The sequence below is a fragment of the Micromonospora sp. CA-259024 genome (assembly GCF_050936255.1).
Lineage (GTDB): Bacteria > Actinomycetota > Actinomycetes > Mycobacteriales > Micromonosporaceae > Micromonospora.
Map to the genome: position 1 here is coordinate 2,203,280 of NZ_JBNJND010000002.1, position 24,459 is coordinate 2,227,738.

At 70.7% G+C, this 24,459-nt stretch carries 24 protein-coding genes; 13 read left to right on the plus strand and 11 right to left on the minus strand.

Features of this window, described 5'->3' with window-relative positions; genetic code table 11:
• The first annotated feature begins 22 nt into the window (after positions 1 to 22).
• Complete coding sequence (locus ACQEUX_RS29790; protein ID WP_433055380.1) at positions 23 to 616, plus strand: HD domain-containing protein; 594 nt, start codon at positions 23 to 25, stop codon at positions 614 to 616.
• Positions 603 to 2,825 carry a TIR domain-containing protein gene (locus ACQEUX_RS29795; RefSeq protein ID WP_433055383.1) on the plus strand — a complete coding sequence of 741 codons (2,223 nt, stop codon included), beginning with the start codon at positions 603 to 605 and terminating at the stop codon, positions 2,823 to 2,825. Before ACQEUX_RS29790 ends, ACQEUX_RS29795 begins: the two co-directional genes overlap by 14 nt.
• Before the next feature lie 34 nt (positions 2,826 to 2,859).
• Here ACQEUX_RS29795 and ACQEUX_RS29800 read toward each other — a convergent pair whose 3' ends face one another.
• A complete protein-coding gene (locus ACQEUX_RS29800; protein WP_433055386.1) occupies positions 2,860 to 3,477 on the minus strand; it encodes a pyridoxamine 5'-phosphate oxidase family protein in 618 nt (205 codons plus the stop codon).
• A gap of 165 nt (positions 3,478 to 3,642) precedes the next feature.
• Here ACQEUX_RS29800 and ACQEUX_RS29805 point away from each other — a divergent pair, with 165 nt between their 5' ends.
• From ACQEUX_RS29805 to ACQEUX_RS29815, 3 genes are read left to right on the plus strand one after another with little or no spacing between them, the layout of a single operon-like run.
• Positions 3,643 to 4,146, plus strand: a complete 504-nt coding sequence (locus ACQEUX_RS29805; RefSeq protein WP_433055389.1) for a DUF2231 domain-containing protein — start codon at positions 3,643 to 3,645, stop codon at positions 4,144 to 4,146.
• Positions 4,146 to 4,700, plus strand: coding sequence for an Hsp20/alpha crystallin family protein (locus ACQEUX_RS29810; protein WP_433055392.1), 555 nt, complete (start codon positions 4,146 to 4,148; stop codon positions 4,698 to 4,700). The genes ACQEUX_RS29805 and ACQEUX_RS29810 overlap by 1 nt, the downstream gene beginning before the upstream one ends.
• 6 nt (positions 4,701 to 4,706) lie before the next feature.
• Complete coding sequence (locus ACQEUX_RS29815; RefSeq protein WP_433055395.1) at positions 4,707 to 5,816, plus strand: glycosyltransferase family 9 protein; 1,110 nt, start codon at positions 4,707 to 4,709, stop codon at positions 5,814 to 5,816.
• 6 nt (positions 5,817 to 5,822) lie between these two features.
• On the opposite strand, the gene ACQEUX_RS29820 is transcribed toward ACQEUX_RS29815, so the two are convergent.
• Together ACQEUX_RS29820 and rfaE2 are read right to left on the minus strand one after the other, a co-directional pair.
• Positions 5,823 to 6,701, minus strand: a complete 879-nt coding sequence (locus tag ACQEUX_RS29820) for a glycosyltransferase (protein ID WP_433055398.1) — start codon at positions 6,699 to 6,701, stop codon at positions 5,823 to 5,825.
• Entirely contained in the window at positions 6,698 to 8,557 is a 1,860-nt protein-coding gene (gene rfaE2 / locus ACQEUX_RS29825) for a D-glycero-beta-D-manno-heptose 1-phosphate adenylyltransferase (RefSeq protein ID WP_433055401.1), read from the minus strand. Before rfaE2 ends, ACQEUX_RS29820 begins: the two co-directional genes overlap by 4 nt.
• 167 nt (positions 8,558 to 8,724) lie before the next feature.
• On the opposite strand from rfaE2, the gene ACQEUX_RS29830 reads away from it, so the two are divergent.
• Together ACQEUX_RS29830 and ACQEUX_RS29835 are read left to right on the plus strand one after the other, a co-directional pair.
• The gene (locus ACQEUX_RS29830; protein WP_433055404.1) at positions 8,725 to 9,264 is read left to right on the plus strand and encodes a type 1 glutamine amidotransferase domain-containing protein; all 540 of its coding nucleotides are present in this window, start codon (positions 8,725 to 8,727) and stop codon (positions 9,262 to 9,264) included.
• 180 nt (positions 9,265 to 9,444) lie between these two features.
• Entirely contained in the window at positions 9,445 to 11,121 is a 1,677-nt protein-coding gene (locus ACQEUX_RS29835) for an MDR family MFS transporter (RefSeq protein WP_433055407.1), read from the plus strand.
• Positions 11,122 to 11,431: 310 nt separating this feature from the next.
• On the opposite strand, the gene ACQEUX_RS29840 is transcribed toward ACQEUX_RS29835, so the two are convergent.
• Positions 11,432 to 12,064, minus strand: coding sequence for a TetR/AcrR family transcriptional regulator (locus ACQEUX_RS29840; protein ID WP_433055410.1), 633 nt, complete (start codon positions 12,062 to 12,064; stop codon positions 11,432 to 11,434).
• Between the two features lie 129 nt (positions 12,065 to 12,193).
• On the opposite strand from ACQEUX_RS29840, the gene ACQEUX_RS29845 reads away from it, so the two are divergent.
• A complete protein-coding gene (locus tag ACQEUX_RS29845; RefSeq protein WP_433055413.1) occupies positions 12,194 to 13,228 on the plus strand; it encodes an aldo/keto reductase in 1,035 nt (344 codons plus the stop codon).
• 35 nt (positions 13,229 to 13,263) lie between these two features.
• Here ACQEUX_RS29845 and ACQEUX_RS29850 read toward each other — a convergent pair whose 3' ends face one another.
• Positions 13,264 to 13,755 carry an NUDIX domain-containing protein gene (locus ACQEUX_RS29850; protein ID WP_433055416.1) on the minus strand — a complete coding sequence of 164 codons (492 nt, stop codon included), beginning with the start codon at positions 13,753 to 13,755 and terminating at the stop codon, positions 13,264 to 13,266.
• Between the two features lie 71 nt (positions 13,756 to 13,826).
• Between ACQEUX_RS29850 and ACQEUX_RS29855 the strand changes: the two genes are divergently transcribed.
• Positions 13,827 to 15,461 (plus strand): fatty acid--CoA ligase, encoded by a 1,635-nt coding sequence (locus ACQEUX_RS29855; protein ID WP_433057237.1) that lies wholly within the window; start codon positions 13,827 to 13,829, stop codon positions 15,459 to 15,461.
• 188 nt (positions 15,462 to 15,649) lie between these two features.
• On the opposite strand, the gene ACQEUX_RS29860 is transcribed toward ACQEUX_RS29855, so the two are convergent.
• From ACQEUX_RS29860 to ACQEUX_RS29885, 6 genes are all read right to left on the minus strand, one after another.
• Entirely contained in the window at positions 15,650 to 16,660 is a 1,011-nt protein-coding gene (locus ACQEUX_RS29860; protein WP_433055419.1) for an NADPH:quinone reductase, read from the minus strand.
• 76 nt (positions 16,661 to 16,736) lie between these two features.
• Positions 16,737 to 17,390 carry an HAD family hydrolase gene (locus tag ACQEUX_RS29865; RefSeq protein WP_433055422.1) on the minus strand — a complete coding sequence of 218 codons (654 nt, stop codon included), beginning with the start codon at positions 17,388 to 17,390 and terminating at the stop codon, positions 16,737 to 16,739.
• 32 nt (positions 17,391 to 17,422) lie between these two features.
• A complete protein-coding gene (locus ACQEUX_RS29870) occupies positions 17,423 to 18,250 on the minus strand; it encodes an SCO6745 family protein (RefSeq protein WP_433057239.1) in 828 nt (275 codons plus the stop codon).
• A gap of 189 nt (positions 18,251 to 18,439) precedes the next feature.
• On the minus strand, positions 18,440 to 19,162 hold the full coding sequence (locus tag ACQEUX_RS29875) for an FKBP-type peptidyl-prolyl cis-trans isomerase (protein WP_433055425.1): 723 nt from the start codon (positions 19,160 to 19,162) through the stop codon (positions 18,440 to 18,442).
• Between the two features lie 112 nt (positions 19,163 to 19,274).
• Complete coding sequence (locus tag ACQEUX_RS29880; protein WP_433055428.1) at positions 19,275 to 19,913, minus strand: DUF4241 domain-containing protein; 639 nt, start codon at positions 19,911 to 19,913, stop codon at positions 19,275 to 19,277.
• 73 nt (positions 19,914 to 19,986) lie between these two features.
• Complete coding sequence (locus tag ACQEUX_RS29885; RefSeq protein WP_433055431.1) at positions 19,987 to 21,003, minus strand: Ku protein; 1,017 nt, start codon at positions 21,001 to 21,003, stop codon at positions 19,987 to 19,989.
• A gap of 85 nt (positions 21,004 to 21,088) precedes the next feature.
• Here ACQEUX_RS29885 and ligD (ACQEUX_RS29890) point away from each other — a divergent pair, with 85 nt between their 5' ends.
• The 4 genes from ligD (ACQEUX_RS29890) to ACQEUX_RS29905 are packed head-to-tail and all read left to right on the plus strand — an operon-like array spanning position 21,089 to position 24,404.
• On the plus strand, positions 21,089 to 22,030 hold the full coding sequence (gene ligD, locus ACQEUX_RS29890; RefSeq protein ID WP_433055435.1) for a non-homologous end-joining DNA ligase: 942 nt from the start codon (positions 21,089 to 21,091) through the stop codon (positions 22,028 to 22,030).
• The gene (gene ligD / locus ACQEUX_RS29895) at positions 22,020 to 22,934 is read left to right on the plus strand and encodes a non-homologous end-joining DNA ligase (protein ID WP_433055438.1); all 915 of its coding nucleotides are present in this window, start codon (positions 22,020 to 22,022) and stop codon (positions 22,932 to 22,934) included. Before ligD (ACQEUX_RS29890) ends, ligD (ACQEUX_RS29895) begins: the two co-directional genes overlap by 11 nt.
• A 60-nt stretch (positions 22,935 to 22,994) precedes the next feature.
• A complete protein-coding gene (locus ACQEUX_RS29900) occupies positions 22,995 to 23,513 on the plus strand; it encodes a SigE family RNA polymerase sigma factor (protein WP_433055441.1) in 519 nt (172 codons plus the stop codon).
• A 6-nt stretch (positions 23,514 to 23,519) separates the two neighbouring features.
• Entirely contained in the window at positions 23,520 to 24,404 is an 885-nt protein-coding gene (locus ACQEUX_RS29905) for a hypothetical protein (RefSeq protein WP_433055444.1), read from the plus strand.
• Positions 24,405 to 24,459: the final 55 nt, after the last annotated feature.

A 24,459-nucleotide genomic window follows, 5' to 3' on the forward strand; every position in this document is an offset into this window, starting at 1 on the left:
CCCGGAACGGATGCTTGAGAGCATGGCAGAGATGCATACGCTGACAAGACTGCCGCGGATTGGTTGGGTCATGGCCGGCGTCCCAGATCCGGAGTCTGTGTCCGATCACTGTTTTGAGACCGCCGTGATCGCCTACATGCTCGCCCAGCACATCGACGAGCCCGTCGACATGGGCAAGGTCCTCGCGATGGCGTTGTTCCACGAGACCGGCGAGGTCCGGCTCACCGATCTACCGCGGCGTTCCTCTCCGTACGTGAAGAACTTCAAGCGGGAAGCTGAGCGGCGCGCCGCGAAGGACGTTCTCGGCGGTGTCGCCGAGGCTATCCTTCCGCTTCTCGAGGAGATGCACGCGCTGGAGACGTTGGAGGCAAGGCTGGTCGAGGCCGCAGAGGAGTTGCAGATCATCGCCGCCGCGATGTACTACGCGAAGGAAAATCGCGGCGATATGAGCGAGTATCGACGCGACGTCGACAAGTACGATCCTCTCGGCATCGCCCCGGCTGCGGCGGTTGCTGAGGTGATCAAGCGCCGTCTGGGCGATTACCTCGGTAACAAGCCCTACTGGGAGCTTGGTTACAGCCGGCAATCGACGAGCGGTGGCCGTGGCGAGAACTGATACCCGATACGACGTCTTCCTCAGCTACAGCGATGCTGACCGTGATTTCGCCCATCGGTTGTACGATGCTCTCCGTCGCAGCAAGTTCCGCCGCAGGCGCCTCCGGGTGTTCTTCGCACCAACGGCCATCACTGTCGGTGAGTCGATCCCAGGCGCGATCTCGCAGGCTCTGGACCGCTCCGGCTGCCTGGTCGCTGTCATCACTCCAGCGTGGCTCGCTTCTGAGTGGACCCGGCTGGAGTCCGACGTCGTCGTCTGGCGTGATCCGGCCGCCAACCACCGGCTTCTCCTGCCACTGCTCCTCAAGACGACCGCCATGCCCTCGCTGCTCAGCCGAATCAAGTACCTGGACGTTCGGGAGGGTCGAGACCTTGACGAGATCATGCCTGACCTCATTGCGGCCATCCGCTGGTCTGCCGCCGAGGCGGAAGAGCGGAATCAGTCCGCGGTGGAAAGGCGAGACGTTCTTGCGGCCCCGATTCTCCCGTGGCTCGGCCTCGGAAGCCCTAGCTTCGACTTTGTGTGGCCCGAAATGATCATCGACCCAAGCGTTTCTCCGCTCCGTCATCCAGGCAGCGACGACCGTCTGTCGAACTGGCTCACGTCGGCGAACACCGAGGCGGCGTGCTTCGCCGTCGTTGGGGTCGCCGGTGCCGGCAAGACGACGGCTCTGCGTTCGCTGATGCTCTCCGGGGGTGGCGACCTTCCGTCCCAACGCGTCTTCGTACACGCACGTGACCTGCCGGCGCGCGCCAGCGAACTGGCCACCCGGTCACGGCGGACGTCGCGGTTGGCCCTGCTGGTCGACGGGCTCGACGAGGCTGGGGAAGGGTTGGTCGAGGCCGTGAGTAGCGATCTGGGCAAGCTCGCGGCCGCAGGCGCGACGATATTCTTCGCCGCACGGACCGACTTCTTCGACCGCCAGAGCGACATCCTGAAGCGAAGCCTGGGCGTGCCGCGGGAGGTGTTGGAGGTCAAGTCGTGGACCAGGGAGGACGTTCTCGACTTCGCGAGCAAATACTCGCAGCGGATCAGCGATCCGTCAGTTTCGGTCAGAGCCGAGAGCATCATCGACAACGTTCCGGGTGCCGCGCAGATGTCCTCCAACCCCATGCGTCTCACCCTCTTGCTCTACCTCCTCGCGTCCGGCGCGGCCATCGACATCGTCCGTCTTACCGAGCCCTACGCCCTCTACACCATGTTCTACGGGGAGTGGTTGACCCGGGAGCGGCACCGAGGGACTGGAGGTATCGATTCCTCGCTGGTGCGGAGATCGCACACCGCTCTGGCTCGCTGGTTCTACACCAACCGTGGGGAGCGGGCGCGCCCGGAGGAGAGCCTCGGTTTCGAGGTGTGGACGGAACTGCGAACGGACACCGCCTTCACCGAACTTCTCGATATCGATCCGGGTCGGGGCGACGACGCCGAGATCCTTCGGGGATTCCGACACGAGACCATCGGAGAGTTCCTGATCGCGCAGTCCATCCTGGATGGGTTCATCGCCGGCGGCCCTGCCATTGACAGCGCGTTGGCCGTCACCGTCGGCGATGACGTCAACAGCTACGTGAGAAGCGGTCTGGCGGATCTGGGTGCATTGCGTGTATCGGTGATTCAGCAGAATCTCGCGGCTCGGTACGACGAGCTGGAAAGCGATGACGCCAGCCGCGACACGGACCGGAGTCAACGGCTGCGAGAGCAGATAATCTATTACGTCGGTCGACTCCCGGTCGACGAGGCGCCTCGTATGCTCGTGCGGGCGTTCACCACCGAGACTTCCCCGCTGCTCCGTCGTTCCGCTGCGCTCGGCGCGATCCTGCATGGCGACGACGATGCCGAGACCGAGTACATGGCACTGCTCGACGATCCCGCGGAGGCCAACCTCAATCGTTCGGTGCAGATGGTGTACTTCGGTGATGTGCACGGTGATCTGCACACGTTCGTCGACAGCGGCCAAGGATGGAGCAAGACACGCAGCGCCATCCTGCGACGGCTCGCCGGCCATACGCCACGGGACAGGCGACTGCGTTGGTGGGACCTCAAGACCCTGCGGTCCTTCCTGGAATCACGGCCCGATGACACGCTGTCGAGTGCCGAGGCCGCGATCGTTCAAGGCGTCGATGTCACCGCGGCGGGCAGGTCGGCGCGGGAGGTGGCCATCGCCCTCGAGGTCCGGCTCATCGCTGAGATAGTCCGGGCGCGCGGCGTCTGATCCATGGGACGTCCGACGAAGCCAACAAGCCCGCTCAGACGTAGATCTTCTTTGCGTACTCCGGGCCGTAGTGCCGTTCCAGGTCTTCGAGGCTCTCCACCGGTGCCTCGACCTCCTTGATCAGGCGTGCTCGGGACGGCAGTGCGTCGGGCTGCCAGGTCTCCGGCTGCCACAGCGCGGACCGCAGGAACGCCTTCGCGCAGTGGTAGAAGATCTGCTCGATCTCCACCACCACGGCGAGCACCGGCCGGTGCCCCTTGACCACCATGTCGTCGAACCAGGGCGCGTCGCTCACCAGCCGGGCACGTCCATTGATCCGCAGCGTGTCGGTCCGCCCCGGGATCATGAAGAGAAGACCGACGTGCGGGTTGTCGAGGATGTTGCGGTAGCCGTCGGCCCGCTTGTTGCCCGGCCGCTCGGGCAGCGCGATGGTCGTGTCGTCCAGCACCAGGGCGAACCCGGCCGGGTCGCCCTTGGGCGAGACGTCGCAGCTTCCGTCCGCGCCGGCCGTCGCCATCAGGCAGAACGGCGAGGCGCCGAGCCATTCCCGGTCGCGTTCATGCAGGCGGATGCGCTCCTTGTTGGCGGCCCGCGCGTTCGGCACCCCGAGCAGTTCGCGCAACTCCTCGTGCGAGGTGATCTCCACCGTCACGTTGATCCTCCCTCAGCCGTTGACCCGGTGGCGGGCACCACCGTTCGTCAGCCTAGGCCGCCGTGACCAGCGCGAGGTTTGTGCCCGGTTGCCGGGGGTACGGCTGACCCGCGCACCCGCCGCACGAGATCGTTCCGTAGGACGCCGACCAGTGGAGGCCGGGAGATGGAGAGCCGACTCAAGGTGCTGGGTCACCCAGTCCATCCGATGCTGGTCATGTTCCCGGTCGCGCTGCTGGCCACGGCGGTGCTGTTCGACGTGGTGGACACCGTCGGCGGTCCCGACTTCCTCGGCGAGGTCGCGTACTGGAACATCACTGTCGGTCTGATCGGTGGCCTGCTCGCCGCGGCGGCCGGCTCGTTCGACCTGTTGGCGATCCCGACCGGCACCCGCGCCAAGCGGATCGGTCTGCTGCACGCGGCTGCCAACCTCGCGGTGATCCTGCTCTTCGCCGCCGTGTGGGCGGTCCGGCTCAACGCGGACTCCCGGGCCGCCGGTGGCGCTCTGGTCGCCATCGAGGTGGTCGCGCTGGCGATCCTCGGCGTCAGCGCCTGGCTCGGCGGTGAGCTGGTCGACCGGCTCGGCGTGGGCGTCGACCGCGACGCCGGCCTGGACGCGCCCAGCTCACTACGGCCGCCAGCGGCCGGTCAGCGGATCGGAGAGGTGTGATGAGCGAGCAGCAGCAGTTCGGCGGCTTCGGCCGGGGATGGCGGAGCGGCCGGCAGCAGGGCTGGGACCCGATGGGGGAGTTGCAGTCGCTGCGCGCCGAGCTGAGTCGACTGGTCGGTGGCCGGGCCGGGGCCTCCGACGTCGAGTTGACCGAGACCGCGGACGGCTGGGAGGTCGTCGTCCGGCTGCCCGGGGTGGCACCGGAGGAAGTGGCGGTCGAACTGGACGACCGCGAGTTGTCCGTGCGGGCCCGATCCGAGGCGGAGGTCAACGCCGACCAGGGCATTCCCGGCGGCTTCGAGACCCGCGGCTTCGAGTACCGCGTCAACCTGCCGTCGCGGGTCGATCCGGAGGCCATCGACGCGGTGATGGACCATGGCCTGCTCCGGGTCCGGTTGCCCCGGGCGACCCGGCCCGCGCCGCGCACCATCACCGTCGGTCGCACCGGGCCGCGCTCCGGTGGTCTCTCCACTGGTACGCCGATGCCGGCCGATCCCGCCGCGGACCGGGAGCTGCACCGCCCGGACACCGTCGGCGAGATCGACCGCCCGTAGGGCTGCGTGGTCACCCCGTCCCTGCTCGGCCCGACGGCCGAGCGTGTCCCCGACGTGCAGCGGATCGCCGTGCTGCGCGCCAACGCGCTCGGCGACTTCGTGTTCGCCCTGCCGGCGCTGGACGCGTTGCGGGCCGCGTACCCCTCGGCGGAGATCGTGCTGCTCGGCGCGCCGTGGCACGCGAAGCTCTGGCGCGACCGGCCCGGGCCGGTGGACCGGGTGCTGGTGGTGCCCCCGGCGCCCGGTATCCGCACGCCGGAACCGGGTGAGCCGGATTCGTCGATGGACGGCTTTCTGGCGGCTGCCACCAGTGCGGGCTTCGACCTGGCCGTGCAGATCCACGGTGGCGGCGCCAACTCCAACCCGCTGATCAGTCGTCTCGGCGCCCGGGTGACCGTCGGCCTGCGCGCCGACGACGCACCGCCGCTGGACCGGTGGCTCCGCTACATCTACTACCAGCACGAGGTGATCCGCTACCTGGAGGTGGCGGCACTGGTGGGCGCGCCGGCGACCACCATCGTGCCGACGCTGGCGGTGACCGACGCCGACCGGGCCGAGGCGGTGCGGGTGCTCGGCCCGGCGGGCCGACCCCGGGTCGCGCTGCATCCGGGTGCCACTGACACCCGCCGTCGCTGGCCCGCCGAACGCTTCGCCGAGGTGGCCCGTGAGCTGCACGGGGACGGGTACGAGGTGCTGGTCACCGGCACACCCTCCGAGCAGGAGGTGGTGGACCGGGTGGTCGCCGCGGCGGGGGTGCCGGTCCGGCCGCAGGTGGGCACGCTCAGCCTCGGTGGGCTGGTGGGTTGCTACGCCGGCTGCGCGCTGGTCGTCTCCAATGACACCGGTCCGCTGCACCTGGCCGCCGCGGTGGGCACGCCCACGGTGGGCATCTTCTGGGTCGGCAACCTGATCACCACCGCGAATCCGCTGCGCGGCCGGCACCGGCCGATCAGCTCCTGGACGGTGCACTGCACGGTCTGTGGGGTGGACTGCACGCCGGGCATCTATCCGCACCGGCCCGGCGACGGCGAGTGCCCGCACCGGGATTCGTTCGTCGCCGACGTTCCGGTGATCGAGGTGCTGGAAGCCGCCCGCGATCTGCTCACCGCACGGTGACGGTGCTCAGGCCGGCTGCGGGGTGTCCTCGTCGGCCAGGACGACCTCCCAGGCCTCGACGTCCCGGTCGGTGACGGTGGTGGGAGACTCCAGGTGGTACGCGCCGCTGGGCAGGATGCCCGCCCCGCCGTACCGGGCCAGCACCGCGAGCTGGGCGGCCACGTCCTCGCCCTGGTGCTTCTCCTGCACCCGCCGCCAGAAGTCGAAGCCACCGGCGTCGACGAGCTTGGCCCGGTCGTAGAGCACGCACCCGCCGATCCAGGAGACCTTGTACGCCCGCCACGCGCCCGGTGGCAGCGCCAGGTGTTCGGTGATGTGCAGCAGGTTGGCCGCCGAGTGGATGGCGGCGCGGTTCCACTCGGGTGTGTCGGGTCGGATCCGCTCCGGTGTGGGTGGGCCGATCCACTCCTCGTAGTGCCCGTGCGATTCTGGCCGCACGTCGTCGGTGTACGAGAGCCCGTGTACGCCGTTGCCGACGAACCCGCAGCCCAGCTCGCCGATTGCGGTGACCATCCGGTGCAGCGCCCCCGGTTCCAGCCAGATGTCGTCGTCGAGGCTCAGGACGTACCGGGCGGCCGAGGCGGCGAGCAGGTATGCCCGGTGTTCGGCCAACCCTCGTCGGGGCAGCCGGCGGGTCAGCAGCACCGGGTGACCCCGGTGGCGCAACGCCCGGACCATGGTGGCCGCGGCGGGATGCGCGTACGCCGGTTCCCCGTCGGACTGGTCGCTGACGACGACCCCGAAGCCGGGCACCCCGTCCTGCGCCGCCAACCCGCCCAGGGTGACCGCCAGCTCGGCGGGCCGGTTCCGGGTCGGAATCAGCACGTCGACCAGCCGGTCGTCGCGGAACGCCTCCGGGGCGCCCAGTTCGAGGGGGCGGTTCACGACGCCTGGGTGCGGGTGCTCAGCGACGGGTCGGGCTTCCGATCCTTGGCGTACGCCGACGGGTCGGGTTCCCGGTCCTGGCTGTGTGACCGGATCCGTTCGATGATCGCCGAGGTGGACCGGTCCGGCACGTACCCCAGGGTGCGCACCTGGCCGCCCAGCCGGCGTACCAGCGGCGCCTCCGGCACCAGCTCCGGCGGGTAGTCCCCGCCCTTGACGTAGATGTCCGGTCGGACCGCCTCGATCAGCGCGGCGGGTGAGTCCTCCTCGAAGATCACCACGTGGTCCACGCAGGCGAGTGCGGCGAGCAGGGCGCCCCGGTCCTCGACCGGGTTGACCGGCCGGTCCGGGCCTTTCAGCCGCCGTACGCTGCCGTCCGAGTTGACCGCCACGATGAGCAGGTCACCCAGCGCGCGGGCCTGCTCCAGGTAGCGCACGTGCCCCCGGTGCAGCACGTCGAAGCAGCCGTTGGTGAACACCACCGACCGTCCCGCCTCGCGGTATTCGGCGACGATCGCGTCCAGCTCGTCGGTGCCGACCAGCGAGGGGTGGTTCGTGGTGTCGCTCGGCTGGTTCAGTGCGGCGAGCAGGTCCTCCCGCCGGCACACACAGGTGCCGGTGTCGGAGACGGTGATGGTGGCCGCCAACTGGGCGAGCTGGGCGGCGGTGGGCAGTGGCGCGTCGGCGGCCAGGGCCAACGTCATCGCCGCCAGGTACGCGTCGCCGGCACCCACGGCGTGGCTCGCCGGGACCGGAGTGCTGTGGCTGCGTCGTGGCTCCCCGTCGGCGCCACCGACCACCGCGCCCTCGGTGTCCAGGGTCACCGCGACCACGTCGGCACCGGTGTGCGCGCGCAGCTCGGCCAGGCGGGACTCGGCCAGGACGGCCCGGTCGACGCCCTCCCCGGCCTGGGTGTTCACGGTGACGCCGGTGCCGGTGACGCTGAGCCCGTCGCCGGTGAGGGCCACCCGGCCCTCACCCGGGGTGGGTTCACCGACCGGCCCTTGGCGGTCGGCCGGCGACGGCTCCAGGGTCGGCTCGGCGGCGATGTCGTTGGCGCGTACCCCGCCCGGGGCCGCGCCCACGGTCAGTTCGGACGGCCCGTCGGCCGGGTCTCCGTCGGGGTGTTCCAGGTGCAGTTCGATCCCGGTCGTCGATCGGGTCGTGCCACCGGCTCGGGCCAGCAGTCGGGTCGCCTCGGCGAAGCTGGGGGTCACCACGGTCGGCGCGAGGCCCCGCCAGTCGGCCAGGTCATGGGCGTCCAACGCGACCGTGGCGTACCGCTCGCGCTGCTCGACCAGCCACGCGCGGACTGGCGCAGCCAGCGCGCCCAGGCCGTAGTCGCAGACCACCAGGGTCGGCGCCTCGCCACCGGCGGCGGCGCGCAGCTCTTCGGTGGCGCAGTCCAGGGCGGTGAGCAGTCGGCTCACGCCCTCCGGGTCGAGTGCGTCGTCCGGGTCGCCGGAGTCCTCGCGCAGCAGGATCTGGTTGCCGGCCAGCATCCGCCGCTTCACCGGGGTGGGCCGTCCGGGCTGGTTGACCGTACGGTCCCAGACGCCGGCGCGGTCCAGACAGTCGTGTAGTTCGTCGCCGGCCACATCGGCGCCGACCGGTGCCACCAGCACGGCCCGGCCGCCGAGGGTGGCGACGTTGACCGCCGTGTTCGCGGCCCCACCGGCGGCGGAGATCCTTCGGCGCAGGGTGAGGACCGGGGCGGGTGCCTCCCGGCAGAGCCGGTCGGAGTCGGCGAACCGCCATTCGTCCAACATGGCGTCACCGACGATCAGGACGGGGCGTCCGAGCCAGCTCTCCACGACGGTGGCGAGCCGACGCTGTTCCGCTGCTGCTCCTGCCATGCCTCCCCGGGTCCCCAGCGCCCTCCGGGCCAAACCTGCGCAGGGGCCGTCCCCGGCGCCTGACCTGCGGCTTGTCAACAAGGTGCCCTTCCTGCTCGGTCGGGCCGTTTCGAGCGTTCCGGGCCGGGAAGGGAATTGAGGTATCCCCGGAGAGGAGATGTACCGAGATGGCAGCGACACTGCAGGGCAAGCGGATCGCCTTCCTGGCCGCCGACGGCGTCGAGGAGGTCGAGTACGTCCAGCCGCGCGAGGCGGTCGAGAACGCCGGCGCGACGGTCGAGCTGGTCTCGCTCAAGCCCGGTTCCATCCAGGCCTTCAACCACCTGGACAAGTCGAAGACGTACGACGTGGACGTGACCGCGGACAAGGCGGACGCCGCCGGCTACGACGCGTTGGTGCTGCCCGGAGGGGTGGCGAACCCGGACTTTCTGCGTAGCGACCCGGACGCGGTGCGGTTCGTGAAGGCGTTCTTCGACGCGGGCAAGCCCGTCGGGGTGATCTGTCACGGCCCGTGGACGCTGATCGAGGCGGACGTGGTGCGGGGGCGGCGGATCACCTCCTGGCCCAGCCTGCGTACCGACCTGACCAACGCCGGCGCCACCTGGGTCGACGAGGAATGCGTCACCGACGGCAACCTGACCAGCAGCCGCAAACCGGATGACCTCCCGGCCTTCTGCCAGAAAATCACCCAAACCTTCAGTTCCTAACCCACCCCCCCTGTCCCCCACCCCACCCCCCCCTGTCCCGTTGATCAAGAGGTTTGCGTCAGAACAGGACACGGATATGACGCAAACCTCTTGATCACCAGAGCTGGGGTGGACTCGGGAGGCGGCTTGGTTTTTCTCCGGTTCGGCGCATGTTCTGCGGCTGTCGGGATAGAAGGGCACATGACCACCGAAGCCTCCGCCGCACCGGTGCTTAACCGTCAGCAGATCCGGCTGCTCATGGTCGGCCTGATGACCGGCATGCTGTTGGCCGCACTCGACCAGACCATCGTCGGTACGGCCCTGCCGACCATCGTCGGCGAGTTGGGCGGGATCAACCACTACTCGTGGGTGGTCACCGCGTACCTGCTCGCCTCGACCGCGTCGACACCGCTGTACGGCAAGATGGCCGACCTGTACGGGCGCAGACCGGTCTTCCTCTTCTCGATCGGCACGTTCCTGGTCGGGTCGTTGCTGGCCGGGCTGTCACAGAACATGACCCAGCTGATCGTCACCCGGGGCATCCAGGGCATCGGAGCCGGTGGTCTGCTGACGCTCGCGTTCACCATCATCTCGGACGTGGTGTCGCCCCGGGAGCGTGGTCGCTACCAGGGTCTGTTCGGCGCGGTCTTCGGGATCGCGTCGGTGGCCGGGCCGCTGGTCGGTGGTTACTTCGCGGAGACCGACTGGCGGTGGATCTTCTATATCAACGTGCCACTGGCGATTCTGGCCATCGTGGTCTGCTACCACGTGATGCGGCTGATCCCGTTCGAACGCAGGGACCACGCGATCGACTGGCTCGGTGCCGGCCTGCTGGTCGCCGGGGTGAGTTCCCTGCTGCTCGCGCTGAGCTGGGGTGGTACCGAGTACCCCTGGGGCTCCGGCGTGATCATTGGGCTCATCGTCGCGGGTGCGGTGCTCGCCGTGCTGTTCGTGCTGCAGGAGGCCCGGGTCGCCGAGCCCATCCTGCCGCTGCGGCTGTTCCGCAGCGCCACGTTCGCGCTCGCCAACTCGGCCGGCTTCGTGCTCGGTCTGGTGATGTTCGGGTCGATCATCTTCATCCCGCTGTACCTGCAGATCGTCAAGGGCGCCTCGCCGACCCGAAGCGGTCTGCTGATGCTGCCGATGATGGCCGGCATCATCGTCACCTCGATCCTCACCGGCCGGGCGATGAGCCGGATCGGCCGGTACAAGTGGTTCCCGGTGGCCGGGTCGGTGACCCTGGTGGTGGGCATGCTGCTCTTCACCCAACTGCACGTGGGCACGTCGCTCTGGGTCGCGTTCGGCTTCATGGTGGTGATCGGCGTCGGCCTGGGTCTGTGCATGCAGTCGCTGGTCCTCGCGGTGCAGAACGCGGTCTCCGTCCGGGATCTGGGCGCCGGCACGTCCTCGGCGACGTTCTTCCGGTCGCTGGGTGGTTCGTTCGGGGTGGCGATCCTCGGCACGCTGCTCTCGTCGCGGCTCAACTCGCAGTTGGCCGACCGGCTACCCGGTGCGATCGCCCAGCTTCCGCCTGAGCAGCAGGCCGCGGTCGCGGCCAGCGGCGGCACGAACATCTCGATCAACGACCCGGCGACCATCATGGCGCTGCCCGGTGCGGTCCGGGCCGCCATCCAGGCGGCGTTCGTCGAGTCGCTGCACCTGGTCTTCCTGACCGCCGGCCTGGTCGCCATCCTGGCGGTGCTGGTCACCGTCGCGTTGCCGAACAACGCCCTGCGGGGAGCGGGCCCGCAGGGTGCCACCGGCGGTGCCGACCCGCTGGGCGGGAAGGCGCCGTCCCCGGGTGGCAAGCCGCTGACCCGCGAATCCAAGGACGAGGCGGCCGCCGACATGGAGGCCAAGTCCCAGACGATGATCTGACCGCGTCGACGTCGACCGCCCCGGACCGTTCCGGGGCGGTCGGTGTCATCCGGCCAGGAGGCGCCTCGGCCACCTACCAGCCGATGCTCGACCCCATGATCCTGGTCCCACTCGGGTCGCGTCACGGTGTCGGTCAGATGCCCACGCCCGACGGCCCGGCCGTCGTCCCTGCCGCGACGGTCGCCGAGTACAAGGGCGTTGGCCGGCGTGATCGACTCGGGGTCAACGAAGTCGGGGTGTCCGGGTACCGGGGATGCCCCGACTTCCGTGATCCGGAGTCGATCTGGAGTCGACCAGGCTGGGCTGAGGGTCAGGAGGGGCGGCGGTAGGCGCCGTACCACCACATCGCGGCCAACTCCCGGGCGGCCGCCGCGTCGGTGTCGGGGTCGGCCGAGGTCGTGCTGACGTGGTCGGCCAGGAAGCGGTCGCCGCCGAGCACGATCAGCCGGCTGGCGGTCGTCACGTCCAGGTTGGCGGGGGTGCGCCCGGCCCGCTGCTCGACGCGGAGCAGGTCCACGGTGCGCGCCACGAACTGCTCCAGCCCCGCCGCCCAGTACTCCCGGACCACCTCGTCGTACGCGGCGACCTCGGTGATGGCTGCCAGCACCGGGGCGTACGTCCGGTATATCCGGATCACGTCGGCGAAAACCTCGGTCAAGCTCGTGAGCGGGTCGCCGGGTGCGCCCGGATCCCAGTCGCCGGTCCGGTCGAAGGAGCTCTCCCGCATGGTGCCGGCGAGGCGCATGAGTAGCTCGCTCTTGTCCCGGAAGTGGGTGTAGAAGGTCGAGCGCGCCACGCCGGCCTCGGCCGCGATCCGCTGTACGCCGAGGTCGGTGAAGCGGATTCCCTCCTGTAGGAGCCGCTCGGTCGCCGCCAGCACCCGCGCTTCGACGGCGGCTCGCCCGTCGGGGTTGCGCGGGCGGCGGCGGGTGATCGAGGGCATAGCCGGAATCCTAGGTGGCCGGGCGGCGGGTCGGCGACGTAGTCTCGTTGCCGGACATAGTGTCCGACATTGTGACCGGGGAGTTCCTGACCTCGGCCTCCGACCCCCGCACCCTGAGGAGCAACACACGTGAAGTACCGACTGCTGGGCACCACCGGGGTGTACGTCTCGGAGATCTCGCTCGGCGCGATGACCTTCGGTGGCAGCGGGCACCCGCTCTGGGGCACCCTCGGCGGGCTGGCGCTGCCCGACGTGCAGCGGATGGTGGACACGGCGCTGGACGCGGGGGTCAATTTCATCGACACCGCGGACGGCTACAGCGACGGCGAGAGCGAGGAACTGCTCGGCCAGGCGCTCGGCAAGCGGCGTCGCGACGTGGTGCTGGCCACCAAGGTGCACTCCCGGACGGGGCCCGGCCCGAACGACGTCGGAACCTCCCGGCTGCACATCATGCAGAACCTGGAGGACAGTCTGCGCCGGCTGGGCACCGATCACATCGACCTGTACCAGATCCACAACTTCGACCAGATCACCCCGATGGAGGAGATGCTGCGCGCGCTCGACGACGCGGTCCGGCAGGGCAAGGTCCGCTACATCGGCGCCGCCAACTTCGCCGCCTGGCAGATGTCCAAGGCGCTGGGCATCTCCGCCCGGGAGAAGTTGGCCGGCTTCGTCTCCGTGCAGGAGTACTACTCCCTGCTGGGCCGGGACGTGGAGCGCGACGTGGTGCCGATGGCGCTCGACGAGGGTGTCGGGCTGACCGTGTGGAGCCCTCTCGCCGGTGGCTTCCTCTCCGGCAAGGTCAGCCGGGACGGCGCCGTCGCCGACAGTGGCGCGCGCAGCGCCCAGCCTGGCTACGCCAGCTTCACACCGTTCGATCCGGAGAGCGCCTTCGGAGTGGTCGACGTGCTCAAGGGCGTCGCCGAGCGGCACGAGGTCAGCCCGGCCCGGGTGGCGGTCGCCTGGCTGCTGTCCCGACCGGCCGTGACCAGCGTGATCGTCGGCGCGCGCAAGCACGAGCAGTTGGTGGACAACATCGCCGCCTCGGACCTCACCCTGACCGCGCAGGATCTCACCGAACTGGACGAGGTGACCAAGCTGCCGGTCGCGTACCCGAACTGGATCCAGGAGGGGTACTTCGCTGGTCTCCGCCTGCCGCAGTGAGGCACGGCCCCGGGGTCGGTGACTCCGGGGCCGCCCTACTTGAGGATGAGCCGGTTGGTCTGCTCGAAGACGTCCAGGTCGGCCAGGGTTTCGGTGACCGAGGTGGAGAGCGGGGTGGGGAACCTGTCCCGGGGGAAGAAGCCGGCGTCGGTGGTCTCGTCGGTGACCCGCGCGAGCTGCCCGTCCCACTCCTCCACCTTGAACGCGGTGGTGAAGACCTGGTACGTGTGCCCGTACATGTTGGTGCTGGTCCGGTCCGGGCCGGTGTAGAGGGCGAACGCGCAGACCCGCAGCGCGCGCAGCCCGGTCTCCTCGCGGACCTCGCGCACCGCGCAGTCGGCGATCGACTCGCCCAGCTCCATCGCCCCGGCCGGCATGGCCCACTGGCCGTTGTCCGAGCGTTGGATCAGCAGGATGCGGCCGGCGTTGTCGCTGACCACGGCGCGGGCACCGACGAACATCAGCGTCCGGTCCCCGGCGAGTGCGCGTAACTGCCCGACGTACGAGTCGGCCCAGGAGATGCTCACCTGCGACAATTTACGGGGGTTCCCAACGCGTGACCGCCGACACTAGCTTGTTACCCATGCGTAGCACGATGATGGACGCCCCTCTGCAGGTCTCCCGGATCCTTGACCACGGCGCCACCGTGCACGGCAGCGCCGAGGTGGTCACCTGGACCGGTGCCGAACCCCGCCGGATGACGTACGCCGAGGTGGGCCGCGCCGCCGCCCGGTTGGCACACGCGCTGCGCGACGAGTGCGGGGTGACCGGCGACGAGCGGGTCGCCACCTTCATGTGGAACAACAACGAGCACCTGGTGGCCTACTTCGCGGTGCCGAGCATGGGTGCCGTGCTGCACACGCTCAACATCCGGCTCTTTCCCGACCAGGTCGTCTACATCGCCAACCACGCCGAGGACCGGGTGGTGCTGGTCGACAGCACGCTCATCCCGCCGCTGGCCCGGGTGATCGGCGAGCTGACCACGGTGCGGCACGTGGTGGTGGTCGGTGGCGGCGACCCGGGGCCGCTGGTGGCCGCGGCCGGCGACCGGATCACCGTGCACCACTGGGACGCGCTGATCGCCGGCCGGCCCGACACGTACGACTGGCCCGAGGTGGACGAGCGCGACGCCGCGGCGCTCTGCTACACCTCGGGCACCACCGGTAACCCGAAGGGCGTGGCCTACTCGCACCGGTCGATCTACCTGCACTCGTTGCAGGTCTGCATGCCGGAGGGTTTCGGTCTCGGGCCAACCGACCGGGAGTTGGCCATCGTGCCGATGTTCCACGCCATGTCGTGGGGTCTGCCGTACGCGGCGTTTCTCTCCGGCGCGTCGCTGATCATGCCGGACCGGTTCCTCCAGGCCGCGCCGATCGCCGAGATGATCGCCGCCGAGCGGCCCACCCTGGCCGGCGCGGTGCCGACCATCTGGACCGATCTGCTGGCTTACCTGGACACCCACGACGTGGACACCTCCTCGCTCACCGAGGTGATCGTCGGCGGCTCGGCCTGCCCGCCGGCGTTGATGCACGCGTTCGACGAGCGGCACGGGATCGACGTCATCCACGCCTGGGGGATGACCGAGATGTCGCCGCTGGGATCGGTGTCCCGTCCGCCCGCCGGTGCGACCGGCGAGCAGGCGTGGCGCTACCGCTACACCCAGGGCCGGGTGCCGGCGGGCGTGCAGGCGCGGATCGTCGGCCCGTCGGGTGCGCCGTTGCCCGCCGACGGCAAGGCCGTGGGCGAGTTGGAGGTCCGTGGGCCGTGGGTGACCGCCCGGTACGTCGGTGACGACGCCCCGGACGAGGAGAAGTTCCGGGACGGCTGGCTGCGCACCGGCGACGTCGGCACCCTCTCGCCGGACGGATACATCGCGCTGACCGACCGTGCCAAGGACGTCATCAAGTCCGGGGGCGAGTGGATCTCGTCGGTGGAGCTGGAGAACGCGCTGATGGCCCACCCGGCGGTGCTGGAGGCGTGTGTGGTGGGAGTGCCGGACGAGCGGTGGGACGAGCGGCCGCTGGCAACCGTGGTGGTCCGGGAGGGCGCCTCGGTGACCGCCGAGGAACTACGGGACTTCCTGGCCGGATCGGTGGCCCGCTGGCAGTTGCCCGAGCGCTGGGCGTTCATCGACACGGTGCCGAAGACCAGCGTGGGCAAGTTCGACAAGAAGGTCGTCCGTTCGCGGTACGCCGGGGGCGAGCTGACTGTCCGAGAGCTGACAGCCCCGTAACGTTTTCCCAGGCACTGTCGCCTGTCAGGGCAGGGGTTCTCCTGTGAAGGTCCCTCCCCAGAGGCGGCCCCGGCGTTCGCACCGCGCCGGGGCCGCCCGTTTCACGCGGGGTGACCCGCACCGTCATTGTTGCGAAATTTGTTCGCCTCTGTCCTGGTGACGGGGAAATCAGGTGGCCAGCGACCCGATCAGGCGTCGCTGGTGGTGATGAGAACCTTGCCCACCGCCGAGTCCTCCACCGCCTGGTGCGCCGCAGCCGCCTCGGCCAGGGCGTAGTGGTGCAGCGGCAGGCCGGCATCCGCGCCGACCCGGACACCACCCTGGTTGGCCGCCGCCGCCACATCCTTCACGCCCTGCGTCTTGGCCGCCTTGGGCTCCGTGTAGACCAGCACGAACTGCCACCGGGCGTTCGGCGCCATCATCGCCCGGATCGGGATGCTCACCTCGGCCCCGCCGTCGTCGGCGTACATGCAGACCGCGCCGCCGTGCCGCAGCACCTGCGCGTCGATCGAGGCGTTGCGGGCGGGGGAGACCTCGACGATCGTGTGGACCCCGTCGGGGGCGATCTTGCGGACCTCCTCGACCACGTCCTGCTCCCGATAGTTGATCACAAAGGAGGCACCGGCCGCCGCCGCGAGCTGCGCTTTCTCCGCGCTGCTCACCGTCGCGATCACCGTGGCGTCGGCCCAGCGGGCGAGCTGGACCGCGGCGTTGCCGACCGCGCCCGCCCCGCCCTGCACCAGCACGGTGTGGTCCGCCAGCGCACCGGCGCGGAGCGTGTCCGGCATGAACTCGCCAGCGGTCAGACAACGGTGCGCGGTGAGGAACGGGATGCCCAGGGCGGCCCCCAGCTCGAACGAGGCGTCGCCGAGGCGTACCGCCTGCCGGACCGGCACCAGCGTGTACTCGGCGGCGGTGCCCCACGGCCGCTGCCAGGCCGCCTCCCAGACCCAGACGCGCTCACCGATCAGCTCACGGTCGACCCCCGTGCCGACGGCCTCCACCACCCCCGCGCCGTCCTGCCCCGGGATCTGCCACCCGTCCGGCGGGGAGGTGCGGCGGGACTTCCAGTCCGTCGGGTTCACCCCCGCGACCGCCAACCGCACCAGGACCTCGCCCGCACCCGGCTCCGGCACCGGCCGGTCGACCAACTCCAGCACCGAAGGATCGCCGGTGCGTTCGTACACGATGGCTTTCATCCGTGGTCTCCTCACCCGTCCGGTGCGCGGCAGCTGCGCCGGGCACCGGCGGCTGCGGTACCCCGCCCAGCCCTCGTCAATCCAGCTCGTTTACCAACTCCGGGGTCAGCTCACCGATCGCGCCCAGCGTCACCACGGCCAGCCGGGCCGCATCCGGGTCGAGAGGGTAGGAACCGTGCGGCACCGCCACCACCCGCATCCCCGCCGCGGCGGCCGAGCGCACCCCGTTTGACGAGTCCTCCACCGCCACGCAGCGGGCCGGGTCGATGCCGAGGCGCTGCGCGACGCTCAGGTACACGTCCGGCGCCGGCTTGCCCCGCTCGGTCTGCTCGGTGGAGAGGGTCGCGCCGAACGCGTCGGTCAGGCCGGTGGCGGCCAGCGCCGCCGCGATCAGCCGGGTCGGCGAGGAACTGGCCAACCCCAGCGGCCACCGCCCGGCCAGCCGGCGCACGACCTCGTCGGCACCGTCGATGAGCGGTACGTGGTCCCGGTAGCGTCGGGTCATCTCCTCGACCACCTCGCCGGCGACCTGCTCGGCGGTGCGGGCCACGCCCAGCTCGCCGCTGAGGTAGTGGGCCCACTCGCCGGTGCTCATGCCCATCAGCCGACGCTGCGTGTCCGGCTGCCACGTTCCGCCGTGCGCCGCCACGTACGCCCGACGGACCTCCTCCCACACCGGCTCGGAATCCACGATCACGCCGTCCAGGTCGAAGACCACCGCATCCGCCACGGGCCCATCCTGCCCGATTGGTGGGCGCCCGGTCAGCCGGGCAGCGCGGGCAGCCCGACCGGGCTGCCGGCCGGGACCAACGAGTGGCAGGAACTGGCGATCGGCTCCAGCAGCACCCGAAGCCGATCCGTGTCGGCCCGGCCGAGTGTCTGCCACGGGTGCGCGGCGGCCCGGTCGGTGGCGTCCTCGACGGCCTGGAACTCGGCCCGGCCGTGGTCGGTGGCCGTGCCGTCCCCGGTCAGCCAGCCCCGCCGCGCCAGCCGCTCGCGGGCGGCGTGCCACTGCTCCTCGGACCAGCCCCGGCCCAGCAGGTACTGCGGCGGCGAGCCGTCCATCGCGACCCGCCAGGCCAGCGTCTCCACCGGGTCCAGCCCGGCGGCCACCAGCGCCGCCACGTGCCCGTCGCCCCGGTGCTCCCGCAGCGTGGTGGCGGCCTGCCAGAGCCGAGCCAGCGGGTACTCCCCGACCGGCAGCGCCGCGTTGACCGCGGCGAGCACCCGGCCGGCTGTCTGCACCGCCGAGGCGGCCCGTTCCAGCAGTTCGGCGGCCTCCGCCAGGTGCGTCTGCGGCAGCTCGTACGTCAGCTCGGCGAGGGCCTGCACCGCGCCGGTCAGGCGGGCGCGTAGCGCCTCCTGCGGGGTGGCCAACCGCCACACCGCTGGCAGCGCCCGGGTCACCATGGGCGGCGCGAAGGTGAAGAACGCGGCGATCACCGGGGCCGCCTCGGTGGCGCCCAGCGGGGCGGCCCGGCCGGCGAAGTAACCCCGCCAGTAGCCGCGCAGCCCGACCGCCTCGTACGCGGCCCGAGCCCGAGGGTGGAGGTAGGTGACGGCGTGCACCGGCTCGAAGTGTGTCCACATCAACCGGGCGGTTCGCCCGGGCTCGTCCAGCGCCGTCACATGCACCTCCGCGTCCCGGTCCCGGATGCTCACCCCGGGCGGCGAACCGCCCGGGGTGACGCCGAACCTACTGCCGCTGGGTGACGGGCCGGAAGCCCCATGTGAACAAGTCCATCGCGACCGGGCGACAAGCGGGGCCATCCGGACAGGTCACTGGGCGGCGAGCACGTCCACCACGAAGCGCAGCGGGCCGGTCGGGCGCCCACCGGCGTTCGCCTCGTCGTTGCCGTACGCCAGCTCGCCCGGGATGTCGAGCTGCACCCGGCTGCCCACGGTCACGCCGACCAGGCCCTGGTCCCAGCCGGGGATGACCTGGCCCACGCCGATCGGGAAGGAGGCGGGCTGCCCGGCCGTCCAGGAGGAGTCGAACTCCTTGCCGTCCTTGTAGAACACCCCCACGTAGTTGGTGGTGATGGTCTGACCCTTCTGCACGGCCGGGCCCGTCCCCTTGATCAGCGGGGTGACCGCGAGCTTCTTGAGCTCACCCGTGCCCGGCGCCACCGTCGGCTTGCTGCCCAGCGCCGGGTCGGCGCCCGCGGGCAGCTGCGGCGCGGGGGGCGCGCCAGCGGCGTCGGGGGCCGGGGCGGAGGCGGACGGGGTCGCGCCGGCCTGGTTGGCGGGCTTGTCGTCGCTCCGGTTCCGGTCGATCCACACGAAACCGCCGATCAGCAGCGCCATCACCGCGACGCCGGCGAGGCCGCCCGCCCACGCCTGGCGACGTCGCTTCGCGTCGGCGGCCTTCTTCGCCGCCAGCTGGGCGGCCAGTCGGCGCCCCGACTTGGTCGCCGGGCTCTGGTCCTGGCCTGCCGACCGGTTCTGCTGCGTCCGCTCGCTCACGTCGTCGACTCCCTGCTGCGAAGGTGTGGCCGGCACACCGGTGCCGGGGGGAAAGCCGACGCACACGGTACCCGCACCGACGCCCGCCGTGCCCGCCGCGGACGCGTCGGATCGCCCAGCGCGGCAGTTCGGCGGCTTTTCCGGGCGGTTATTCCGGGACGACCATGAAGTCCGTCACGAACGAGGTGACCCGGCCGTCGGCGGCACGGCCGATCCAGGTGCCGTAGCAGCCGTCCCCCCAACCGGTGGCCACGGTGACGACGTTGGCGCCGCTGGCCTCGTCCAGGACAGCGGTGATCAGCCCCGGGACCGGCGACGAGGGCAGCTCCGCCGGGATGAAGACCTCCTCGACACGGTCTTCGTCCCAGCTCTCCAGGGCGGCGAGCGCCGTCGGGTCGGCGAGGGTGCCGGCGCCGGCGTCGACTCCGTACCCGAAGTAGTCGTCCGCGCCGAGAGAGGCGACGTCCTGGTCGCCCGCGACGGCCGGTTCCCAACGGATGGTCGGCTCGTCGGCGACCACCAGTTCCAGCGCGGCCACCCGCCGGTCCACCTCGGCGTCCTCCCGCAGCACCACCGCCACCCAGGCGCGGGCGGGATGCCGCCCGGGCGGCACAGTCACCGTGAACGGCTCGGCCTCCGGGCAGACCAGCGGGTCACATCCGACCACCCGGCCGGTCGGCAGCACGATGTCGCCCACGGGGTGGGCCTCGATCAGGTACGCGCCGTGCTCGTCGGTGAAACGGGCGCCGGGCGTCAGCAACCGGTCCAGGTCAGGGGTGTACGGCATGAGGGCTCCTCCGGTGGCCAGCGGCCGGCGGAGCGTACCCGGCCCGGCGGACACCGCCTTCGCTGCCGTACGGTCAGGCGGTCTTGCGGGGTGCGGTCTTGCGCGCGGCCGCCTTCTTCGCCGGGGTCTTCTTCGCGGCGGTCTTCTTCGCGGCGGTCTTCTTCGCTGGCTCGGCCTTCTTCTCGGCCGTCTTCTTCGCCGCGGTCTTCTTCGCCGGCGCCTTGGCCGCCTTCTTCTCGGCCGCCTTCTTCGCCGAGCGGGCCGACGAGATGGGTGTCGGCTCACCGCCACCGCCACGGGCGGGTTGCTCGCCGCGGGCCGCCTTGGCGCGCTCCACCGAGGCCTTCAGCGCGGCCATCAGATCCACCGCGGCGGCCGGGGCCTCCTCGACCTCCTCCGGCTGGACGACCTCCCGACCCTCCACCTTGGCGTCGATGACCTCCTGCAACGCCGCCCGGTAGTCGTCGGTGAAGACGTCCGGCTCGAACTCACCGGTCATCGAGTCGATCAGGGAACTGGCCATCGCCAGCTCCGGCGGGCGAACCTTCAGGTCCTCGTCGAGGAAACCAAAATCCGCGGTACGGATCTCGTCCGGCCAGAGCATGGTGTTGAGCAGCAGCACACCCTCGCGGACCCGCAGCGTGGCGAGCTGTTCCCGCTGGCGCAGTGCCACCTTGACGATGGCCACCCGCTCCGAGTCGATCAGCGCGTCGCGCAGCAGCACGTACGGTTTGGTCGCCGCGCCCTCCGGCTCCAGGAAGTACGCCTTGTTGTAGAGGATCGGGTCGACCTGCTCGGCCGGCACGAACTCCAGCACGTCGATCGCGCGTGAGCTGGTCAGTGGCAGGTCGGCGAAGTCCTCGTCGGTGAGGATCACCATCTCGCCACCGCCGATGTCGTAGCCCTTGGCGATGTCGTCGTAGGTGACCTCCTCGCCGCAGACCGAGCAGGTGCGCTTGTAGCGGATCCGGCCGCCGTCCTCGCGGTGCACCTGGTGGAACCGAATGTCCTTCTCCTCGGTCGCGGAGTAGAGCTTCACCCCGATCGAGACGAGCCCGAACGACACGGCTCCCTTCCAGATGGCACGCATCCTGCGCTCCCTTCTCCGGTATCGACCATGCTCGCATCCCGAAGAACCGGACGCGAGGTGTTCGGCCTGCTACTACAGTCGGGTCGTGCCCGGCGCGCCGCTCAAGCCGATGCTCGCGATGACCGGGCCGCTCCCGGCGGGTGACGGCTGGGCGTACGAGTTCAAGTGGGACGGGGTCCGTGCGCTCGCCGACATCTCCGGTGGTGGTCAGCACCTGTACGCCCGCTCCGGCGTGGAGATCACCGCCGCGTACCCGGAACTGGCCACCCTGCCCGAGCAGGTCGACGACGCGCTGCTCGACGGCGAGGTGGTGCTGCTCGGCGAGAGCGGGCAGCCGTCGTTCACGGCGCTGGCCGAGCGGATGCACGTGCGCGACCGGGTCAAGGCGGCCCGGTTGGCCGCGGTCATGCCGGTGACGTACATGATCTTCGACCTGCTCCGGTTGAACGGCGACGACCTGACCGGCTGGCCGTACGAGCGCCGTCGGGAGGCCCTGGACGCGCTCGCGCTCGGCGGTGCCCGGTGGGCGGTGCCGCCGGTGTTCGCCGACGGTCCGGCCACCTACGAGGCGGCCGGCGAGCACGGCCTGGAGGGTGTGATGGCCAAGCGGATCGCGGCCGTCTACCGCCCGGGGGTGCGCTCGCCGGACTGGATCAAGGTGAAGCTTGAGGTGACCGGCGACTTCGTCATCGGCGGCTGGCGGCCGGGCGCGCGTCGGATCGGCGGGCTGCTGGTCGGGGTGCCCGGCCCGGACGGCCGGTTGATCTACCGGGGTCGGGTCGGCGGAGGGATCGGCGCCGCCATCGAACGGCAACTCCTCGCCGAGCTGGAACCGCTGCGCTCCGGCGTGTCACCGTTCGCACCGGGCGTGCCGCGCGAGGATGCCCGAGGCGCCATCTGGGTAACACCCACCGTGGTGGTGGAGGTGAAGTACGGCCAGCGCACTCCCGACGGCCGGCTGCGCTTCCCCCGGGTGCTGCGGTTGCGCCCGGACAAGCCGCCGGAGGAGGTCGACGATGCCGGGTGAGCGGCTGCGGGTGGACGTCGAGGGTCGCCCGCTGGAGCTGTCCAACCTGGACAAGGTGCTCTATCCGGCGGCCGGCTTCACCAAGGGTGAGGTGATCGACTACTACACCCGGATCTCTCCGGTGCTGCTGCCGCACCTGCGGGACCGACCGGTCACCCGGATCCGCTTCCCCAACGGGGTGGACGACAAGTCGTTCTTCGAGAAGAACACGCCGGCCGCGACCCCGGACTGGGTGCGGGTGGAGAACCTGCCCGCGCCCGGGTCGACCAAGGGTCGGGAGACGATCGACTACGTGGTCGCCGACGACCTGCCCACCCTGGTCTGGCTGGCCAACCTGGCGGCGCTGGAGCTGCACACGCCGCAGTGGAAGGTCGGCGAGCACCCGGACATGATGGTGGTCGACCTGGACCCGGGGCCGCCGGCCGGGCTCGCCGAGTGCTGCCCGGTGGCGGTGCTGATGCGTGACCGGCTCGCTCTCGACGGGATCGAGTCGTACCCGAAGACGTCCGGCAAGAAGGGCATGCAGCTCTGCTGCCCGATTGCCGGCTCCCAGTCGTCCGAGGTCGTCTCCGACTACGCCAAGCGCATCGCACAGGAGTTGGAGAAGGCGCACCCGAAGCTGATCGTGTCGAAGATGGCGAAGAACCTGCGCCCGGGGAAGGTCTTCATCGACTGGAGTCAGAACAACGCGGCGAAGACCACGGTGGCACCGTACTCGCTGCGGGCCCAGTCGGTGCCGTCCGTCTCGACGCCGTTGACCTGGGACGAGGTCGAGGCCGGCGCCCGTGGTCGGAAGCCGGCCGTCCGCCAGTTCACGGCCGCCGAGGTGCTGGGCCGGGTCGAGGAGTACGACGACCTGCTCGCCCCACTGCTCGACGGTGGCCCGGAAGTGCCCGCACGCTGACCTGCCGAGAACATCCGCGAGCCCCGACAACCTTCTGTGCCGTCGCCACGTGTTAGGGGCGTGACCGACCAACAGAAACCACTGTCCGCGGCGGACCGGTCCTACGTCGCGTTCGTCGAGGTGGCGTGGCAGCGACATATTCGGCTGGCCATGCTGCTCAGCGGCGATCGGTGGCGGGCCGAGGAACTGCTCCAGGACAGCCTGGTCAAGGTGTACGAGCGGTGGCGGCGGCTGTCGCGGCTCGGCGACCCGCACGCCTACCTGCGCCGGGCCCTGGTCAACAACCACACGTCCGGCTGGCGGCGGCGTCGCCGCGAGAGCCTCTTCGCGGACGTCCCCGACGGGGTCACCCCGGCCAGCGGAGTCGGCCCCGACGCCGTCGTCCTGCGCGGGGCGCTGATGTCGCTACCGGCGAAGCAACGCGCGGTGGTGGTGCTCCGCCACTACGAGGACCTGAGCGAGCGTGAGGTCGCCCAGGTGCTGGGTTGCTCGCTGGGCACCGTCAAGAGCCAGAACGCCCGGGCGCTGGCCAAGCTTCGACACCTCCTTCAGGATTCCTTCTACTCGGTAAGCAGGTGACCAGTCATGAACAACATCGACGAAGCGCTGTCCCAGCGGCTGCATGACATCGTCGACGGCGAGACGGACTCCGTCCCCCCGACGGGGGCGCTGATCGAGCGCGGTCGGCGGGCCCGCCGACGCCGGACCACCGCGGTGGTCGGTACGACGTGCGCACTGCTGGCGCTGGGCGTCGGCACTGCCGTGACCGTGACGACGAACTCCCCGTCGGGCCCTCCCTCGGTCACCGCCGGGGCTGCGCGGCCGGAGTCGGTCACGCCAGCGATGCGGCTGGTGTCGGCCGCCGCCGCCAGCGAGAACATCAGTTACCGGATGCGGCTCACCAATTCCGGCCCGCAGGGGCTGACGTACGAGGGCGCGTTCGACCCGAGGACCGCCACCGGGTACGTCCGTGTGCCGCAGGACGACTCGGTCATGACCGAGTTGCTGATCAACGGCACCCGGTACGAGGGCGGGGAACGACCGCTGGGCAAGCTGCCGGCCGACAAGGGCCCGGGTGAGACGTACGGCCGCTACGGGCAGTACCCGGGGAGGTACGACCGGCTCTCCCTCTACGACGACGGGAACGGGGTCCTGGGTGCCGCCCAGCCCGACCCGGCTGCCCTCTTCGCGGCGCTGAAGCGCGCGAACGCGACCATCACCGAGAACCCGGACGGCACCCTGCACTTCACCTACACCACGACGGGCAGGGACGGGTCGAGCAGCACGGCCGGCGACGTCAGGCTGGACCGGGACGGCCGGATCGCGACGGTGGCGCTCACCGTCACCTGGCAGTCGACGGCGAAGGGCCGGCTCGACACCGGGACGGTCAACTCGACGCTCGAACTGTTCGACTACGGCACCGACGTGACGGTCAAGCGCCCGACCGACGTTGTGATGATCAAGGAGTAGACCCACGAGGCCCGGCGTCCACCCTGGTGGACGCCGGGCCCAGGCCCGGTCCCGA